Origin of the sequence: Chengkuizengella sediminis (genome assembly GCF_010078385.1) — a bacterium.
GTDB lineage: Bacteria > Bacillota > Bacilli > Paenibacillales > KCTC-33759 > Chengkuizengella > Chengkuizengella sediminis.
The window spans coordinates 948,656-956,161 of the sequence record NZ_SIJC01000001.1 but is presented as its reverse complement, the minus strand read 5'-3'; the positions used below and the strand labels follow the sequence as shown (position 1 = coordinate 956,161).

4 protein-coding genes are annotated in these 7,506 nt (G+C 31.6%); all 4 read left to right on the top strand.

Features of this window, described 5'->3' with window-relative positions:
• On the top strand, positions 1-1,985 hold a 1,985-nt coding region (locus EPK97_RS04625), incomplete at its 5' end, for an alpha/beta hydrolase-fold protein (RefSeq protein ID WP_162035403.1).
• A 213-nt stretch (positions 1,986-2,198) separates the two neighbouring features.
• A complete protein-coding gene (locus EPK97_RS04620) occupies positions 2,199-3,047 on the top strand; it encodes a CPBP family intramembrane glutamic endopeptidase (protein ID WP_162035402.1) in 849 nt (282 codons plus the stop codon).
• A 7-nt stretch (positions 3,048-3,054) separates the two neighbouring features.
• Positions 3,055-3,906: a CPBP family intramembrane glutamic endopeptidase gene (locus tag EPK97_RS04615; protein WP_162035401.1), complete on the top strand. Its 852-nt coding sequence runs from the start codon at positions 3,055-3,057 to the stop codon at positions 3,904-3,906.
• Between the two features lie 58 nt (positions 3,907-3,964).
• Entirely contained in the window at positions 3,965-7,498 is a 3,534-nt protein-coding gene (locus EPK97_RS04610; protein ID WP_162035400.1) for a condensation domain-containing protein, read from the top strand.
• The last annotated feature ends 8 nt before the right edge of the window (positions 7,499-7,506 follow it).

The window sequence follows — 7,506 nt, the reverse complement described above, 5'->3', positions numbered from 1 at the left end:
TTGGTGAAATGTATATATCAGGTGATGGGGTGGCCAGAGGATACTTAAACCGTGCTGATCTTACAAGTGAAAGGTTTATAAAGAACCCGTTTGTAGAAGGCGAAAGGATGTATAAAACGGGGGATTTAGCTAAAAGGTTACCAGACGGAAACATCGAGTATTTGGGACGGATAGATAATCAATTAAAAATCAGAGGGTTTCGTATAGAATTAAGGGAAATTGAAAAAGAACTAGCTAAATATGAAGCAATACAAGATGTTGTTGTCACTACTAAACAAGATCGATCAGGGGATAAATTGTTATGTGCTTTTGTAGTAACAAATGCTGAAATGAATAAGGTTGAGTTAAAAAAGTATTTATCTCAAAAGGTACCATCTTACATGATCCCTTCCTATTTTATTCAGATAGATGAAATACCGCTAACTTCAAATGGGAAAATCAATCAACATCGTTTACCTAAACCGACTGGAATGCATTCAGGAATTCAGTACGTAACTCCAAGAAATGAATTAGAAAGTAAATTAGTTTCTCTATGGGAAAAAATCCTTGGTATAAATGGAATAGGCATTCAACATAACTTCTTTGAACTGGGTGGACATTCGTTAAAAGCGGTCTCTTTAGTAGCTAAACTTCAGAATGAAATAAAAGTACCAATGACCTTAAGAGATATTTATTCAAATCAAACGATTGAACAACTTTCAAAGCGTATAGAAAACTTAATAGAATGTAGTAGAAAACCTGAAACAGGAGATATAAATATAGGAGTATCTACAGTAGAGGTAGAGGGACGAAAAATGCAAATCTATTTACCAAAATCCTATATTTCCACTAACAAAAGATATCCAGTAGTTTATATGAATGATGGACAGAGTGTTTTTGCAGATACAGTGGAATCAATCGGTTGGAAAGTAGATGAAACACTAAAGGTGTTAATTGAAAAAGGTTTTGTAGAAGAGATGATAGTTGTTGGGGTTTGTAACAGCGCAAAAGATCGTGCGAAGGAATATATTCCTTATGTTGACAGCAGCCAAAATACGGATGGTTCGCAGGCTCGAGCATATGGTGAATTTTTAATTAACAAAATTATTCCATATATTGATGAGAAATATCGGACGATTCCGACTAGTGAAAATAGAGCTATTATAGGTGCATCATTAGGAGCAATCCACGCGTTGTGGTCAGCCTATAATTATCCTGAAACTTTCTCCATGGTTGGGGCACTTTCTCCTTCCTTCTGGGTTGGTGATCGTGCAATTTACGAGGATATAACAAACAAGCCAAAACCAGAAATCAAAATTTGGTTTGATATGGGGAATGTAGAAGAATCTTATGCTGCTCATTTCGTAGATGTATTAGAAAAACAGGGATTTACTTATGGAAAAGACATGTTTTATTACTTAGAAGAAGGTGCTTTGCACAATGAATTAGCATGGGAAAAAAGAGTGGAAAATGCACTCATTTTATTCAAAGGGAGATCACCAAACATGGCCTTGCAAATGGAAGTAAAGGTGAATGTAATGAAAGATTTTATAAATCATTATTTAATCCATCCGTACTTAGAGGAAGAAGGTATTGTAGAAATCAATCCGGTTATCGAAATGGATAATGGAATGAAATTTTCCGGCAGGCATCTAGTTAATTATAACGTGGTAAATAAAGATGATGGGTTTATTGATTCAAAAGGATATATCAGTTTTAAAACAGGGAAAAATTTACTATTAGAAGTCTATTACGATGGATTAAAAAAAGAAATTGAAGTGGACTTTGAGCAAATTCAGGAGGAGATTACGGAATTACTTCCTATAAAAAAGACTAAAAGTGGATTGACAATATATAAAATCCATTTTTCTGACCATATTTCTAAGGAGCAAGCAGAAAAAATCATAAAAAAAATCACTCTATTTGGTTTAGCAGTAATTAAGGAAGTAACAGCTGATTACATGGTAATTGATTTAAATACGAAATCTACCAATCAATTGAATTAATCATATTTAAAAGAAAAGAGATTAGCATAAATCCCCCACCTTGTGGTTAGTCTTCCCTTGATTAAACAAATACTTCAACAAAACATTTGTTTAATTGATAATCGAGTACGGATATTAATCACAGGTGGGGAGGATTTGGCACGAGATTAATAAACTATCAATTGGAAGGGAATTTATGGAACCATCGAGCAAATTAGAAAAAGGAGTAGTTTAATGAAAAAATATGTGTTGATGATCATGAATCTGGTTATTTATATCGGTGCGACTTTCTTAGTTTTTGATAAATTGGGTAATTACTTATATTACAATTTCGAATGGTATAGTTCTTTATTTGAGCAGAATATTCCACTTGAATTAGCTTTCCTATCATGTATCAATATGCTTGTATATTTATTAATCTTTTATGTAAAAAAGATCTTTTTGAAAGAAAGATATGAGAGCTTATGGTCAGTTTGTAACTTCTCCATGTTGACTAGAAAACAGATGATTTTATTCACATTCATTGGTTTGGCAGGAACTTTCTGGTTTATAAGTTTTATGAAAATATCATTTATTGGTGAAAAGTTTCCAGATTTAGAGGAATATATAGAGATATTCTCAACAGCAGATAACTTTTTTTATGTTTTTCTTGGTGTTGGAATTGCAGGTGTATTTATCGAAGAAATATTAGGTAGAGGATTAATTTTTAACGAATTGAAAAAAGTCATGTCACTTCCAACTGCTTTATTATTAAATGCTCTGATATATGGGTATCTTCAACCTAGCCCTATCATTATGTTTACTGGATTTATGTTAGGTATTTTGTATGGATTAGTTTATTTCAAAACGCAATCTCTTTGGTCATCCATTTGGATTGGAATCGTGCTTAATGTCTCTATGTTTACATTTAATGAATTAAATATAATTGATATTACAGGGAGATTACCAGATTTAGTTTTAGTTCTGATCACCATATCTACTTTTCTATTTATTATATTTTCAGTAATTTTATTGTTTAAAAACAACTCTCTATCAAATGATACATTAAACACCAAAAACAGCAATATTGGTTTGAAAGGATGAAGATTAAATGAAGAAACTTTTATTAAATGAAACAATAAAACAAGAAAAGGTATTTGAGCTAATAGGAATCTTGACGATATATATTGCAATTTATTTTGCTGTTGTCATTTCAGTGGCAACTTCCTTTTTTGAAACGTTTGAGCTACAGAATCTAAATGACTTTTTTAATTTTAATCAAGGTGCGCTTTATTTAACAATACATGACCTAATTGCTCTACCTATTTATTTTTTAATGATTTATTTAATGCATAAAAAAAGTTTATTTAAGGTGAGTCAATTTGTAAAAGCTACAAATAAAACAATGGCCCTTTGTTTATTGTTAGGGATTAGCATGGGGACATGGGTAATGTCATTTCTACAAATTCCATTGATTAAGAATTCATATCCTCAATTTGATGAATTATTTGATTTTTTGATTACTGGTAATGTGGTTTTTATCATTTTATTTATTGCACTTCATTCTGTATATAAAGAAATATTTTTTAGAGGCATGGTTTTTAATCAATTACGTAGTGTATTATCGCTTCCTTTAGCCATTTTTGTAAATGGTCTCATATATGGTTATTTATTTTTTTACTGGGATATTATGTTAACTATCTATGGCATGTTGGGTGCTATTATTTTTAACTTAGTTTACATCTGGTATGAATCGATTTGGGCAACAATAACAATCGAATTCAGTTTGTTCACCTCCTATTTTATTTTTAGAGAAATGAATTATGAATTTAGTTGGATCTCTATTAGTTTAAATGTAATAAGTTCAATTGTTTTATTAGGGACGATGTACATATTATGGAAACAAAGAAAAACCGTTCTTTCTAAGAATCAAGTGAAAGGGGAAACAGTGCTCCACCTGTAAAGTTTCAACAGAAATTAATGGCTCTGGAAATTACTTCATTAAACAAGGAGGGACATATATGCTGGATTTAAACTTGTTAGATTACGATAACAAGCAGGTGGAAAGTCTTGAAAAACTTTCCTTTAAAGATGTAGCTATTATTGGTGTTTCTTCTAATCTACCAATGGCTGAGGATAAGTTGGAATTTTGGGAAAATTTGTTGAAAGGAAAGGATTGTATCCAATCTTTTCCTAAAAATAGAATGGAGGATATCTACCCTTTTTTACAAAAAAACAAACAATTGGAATCTTCAATTGAATTTAATGAAGGGGCATATCTTCAAAATATTGATAAATTTGATTTCAAATTTTTTGGTATATCTCCAAAAGAAGCAAGTTTGATGAATCCAAATCAAAGAATATTTTTGCAAACGGCTTGGAAAACATTGGAAGATGCAGGTTATGGAGGAGATAAATTGAAAGGAAGTAGGACTGGAGTTTATTTAGGTTATAATGCTGATGCATTTGTAGATTATAAAAAAATAATTGCCGAAGTTGAACCAGACTCTATTTCTATGGCGATCCCTGGAAATTTATCATCCGTGATAGCCAGCAGAATATCATATTTACTAGATTTTAAGGGCCCAGCTATGTGTATTGATACGGCATGTTCTTCTTCGTTAGTTGCGTTGCATGTTGCTTGTCATGCTATTTGGAATGGTGATTGTGATCAAGCGTTGATAGGAAGTGTAAATGTAAATATCCTCCCCTTTGATAAAAAAATCAAAATAGGCATCGAATCTTCTGATGGAAGAGCACGAACGTTTGACCAGCAATCCGATGGTACCGGAGCTGGTGAGGGTTCGATTGCGCTACTAATAAAACCATTAAGCCGAGCCGTCCAAGATCGTGATCAGATCTATGCCGTGATTAAAGGAAGTGCAATGAATCAAGATGGAAGTTCTATTGGCATTACTGCCCCAAATGTACTAGCTCAGGAGGATGTCATTGTTAAAGCTCTACAAGATGCAGATGTCCATCCAGAAACGGTAACGTATATTGAGGCGCATGGCACAGGTACTAAATTAGGAGATCCGATCGAAATAGATGGAATTACTCGTGCTTTTCAAAGATTTACAAATAAAAAGCAGTTTTGTGCGATAGGTTCAGTAAAAACAAATATCGGCCATTTAGATAATGCAGCTGGAATTGCTGGATTATTAAAAGCAATATTATCACTTCAACATGCAACCATTCCCCCTATGTTGCATTTCAATGAAGTAAACGAAAAAATTGATTTTATTTCGTCACCTGTTTATGTCAATAAAAAAACAAATAAGTGGGAAAAGCAAGATCATCCTAGAAGAGCAGGTGTTAGTTCTTTTGGTATGAGTGGAACAAACTGTCATGTTATTTTAGAAGAAGCGCCTTATCACATTATGACTAATGAGGAATTACAAAGTGAATCATTTCATATTTTTACGATTTCAGCAAAAAGTAAATCTTCATTGTTGAATCTAATTGAGCAATACGCCAAATTTGTTGAAACTGAACATGCTAAATATATAAATATTTATGATCTATGTTACACGGCAAATACAGGTCGAGGTCATTATTCCTATCGTATTGCAATGTTAATTGAAAATTTGGAAGATTTAAAGCAAAAATTAAACCAATTGTTAAAAGGGCAATGGACAAACTTAGAGATTCAAGATATTTATTATAATAATGTCACGAGTTTGATTGAAAATCAGGAAAATCAGTTAACTTCTTCATTAATACAAATGGAAAAGGAACAGATGGTACATATTTGTAAAGATTATATGTTAGGTAAAATCATAAACTGGGAATTGTTATATGAGGAAATTGGTAAAAAAGTAAGTTTGCCTACTTATTGTTTTGATCAAATAAGATGTTGGTTGGAAGTTCCCAAATTTAATTTTAAAAGGTCTATCAATGAAAAAAAAGATGATAAGCAACCAAAACAAATTAAATTGATAGGTAGAAAAAAAAATGAATATACAAAGGTTGAAGAAATTGTTGCCTCGGCCTGGGGTGAGGTTCTAGGTTTTAAAGAACTAAAGTTGGATGTACCTTTTTATGAATTAGGAGGGGACTCTATATTAGCTTTAAAAATAGTGAATCAAATCAGTCAACAAAGTAAGGTGACAGTTGGTGTATCTGAGTTGTTAAAATATGAAACAATACAAGAGTTAGCAGCGTATATTGAAAATTTATCAAAAAATGAATTGAAAGATGAAAGATTAGTTCCAATTTCAGACAATACTGTTGCATTAACACCTTCTCAAAACAGATTATATGTACTTTATAAAGTAGATCCACAAGATTTAAGCTATAATATGCCTTTTTGCCTTGAAATAAATGGGAGCCTAGATTTTAAACGTCTTGAAGCAGCGATTAAACAAGTAATTAAAAGACATGGATCTTTGAGAACCACTATTGAATTTAAAAACAACGAAGCGGTTCAGACAGTACATCATCATTTAGAATCACATTTTGATCAGTTTAAAATAGAAGGCGAAGATTTTGAAAAAGTAACGAAGTTATTTATCCGCCCTTTTACCTTAAATAAGGGACCTCTTATTAGATTAGGAGTTGCATCAAACGATAAAGGGAAACAATGGTTATTCTTTGACATGCATCATATTATTTCCGATGGAATATCTTATGGACTATTTATCAAAGAATTATTGCAAATATATAAAGGAGAAGCATTACCATTTCCCCCTGTTCAATATAAGGATTATTCGCTTTGGAAAAACGCTATGATCTTTTCAGAAAAATATACGTTGGAGAAAAAGTATTGGTTAGATATGTTTTCAGGTGAGATTCCCATATTAGATCTTCCAACAGATTTTGATCGACCTTCATATAAAACAACAAAGGGTGATTTTTTTCAAATAGCATTAATTCCAGAATTAACAAGTAAAATTCATCAATTTGCTGTAAATAGTAATACGACACTCTATCATATTTTATTCAGCTGTTATCATATTCTGATTTCTAAAATTACAGGGCAGCAAGATATTATCGTGGGAACACTTACTGAGGGAAGGTCACATCCTGATGTACAGAACTTAATTGGTATGTTTGTAAATACGTTAGCCATTCGTTCTTTTCCAAAAAATACGATGACATTTACTCAATTCCTATTAGAGACAAAGCATAATTTATTGGAAGCATTTCAACATCAAAATTATCCTTTTGATGAACTTGTAAAAGAATTGAATTTGAGAGATACAAGTCGAAACCCTTTGTTTGATACATTTTTTATTTTTCAAAACATTGAGTTTCCACTGTTGGAAATTGAAGAGTTTCAGTTCACGCCTCATTTTTTAGAAACAAAAACATCTAAATTTGATCTATCACTTCAGGCAATGGAGAAAGAAAATTCCATTAACTTAAGGTTTGATTATTGTACAGATATATTTAAGGGAACAACAATTTCTAAATTTGCTAATTATTATGTTGAAATTTTAGAGGCATGCATGGAACAACCAGATACAAAAATTAGAGAAATTAATTTGAAAAGTATTGAATCAATTATTGTGATAGATAGTAGACAGATTGATGATTTTAGCTTTGATTTTTAATCTACTAT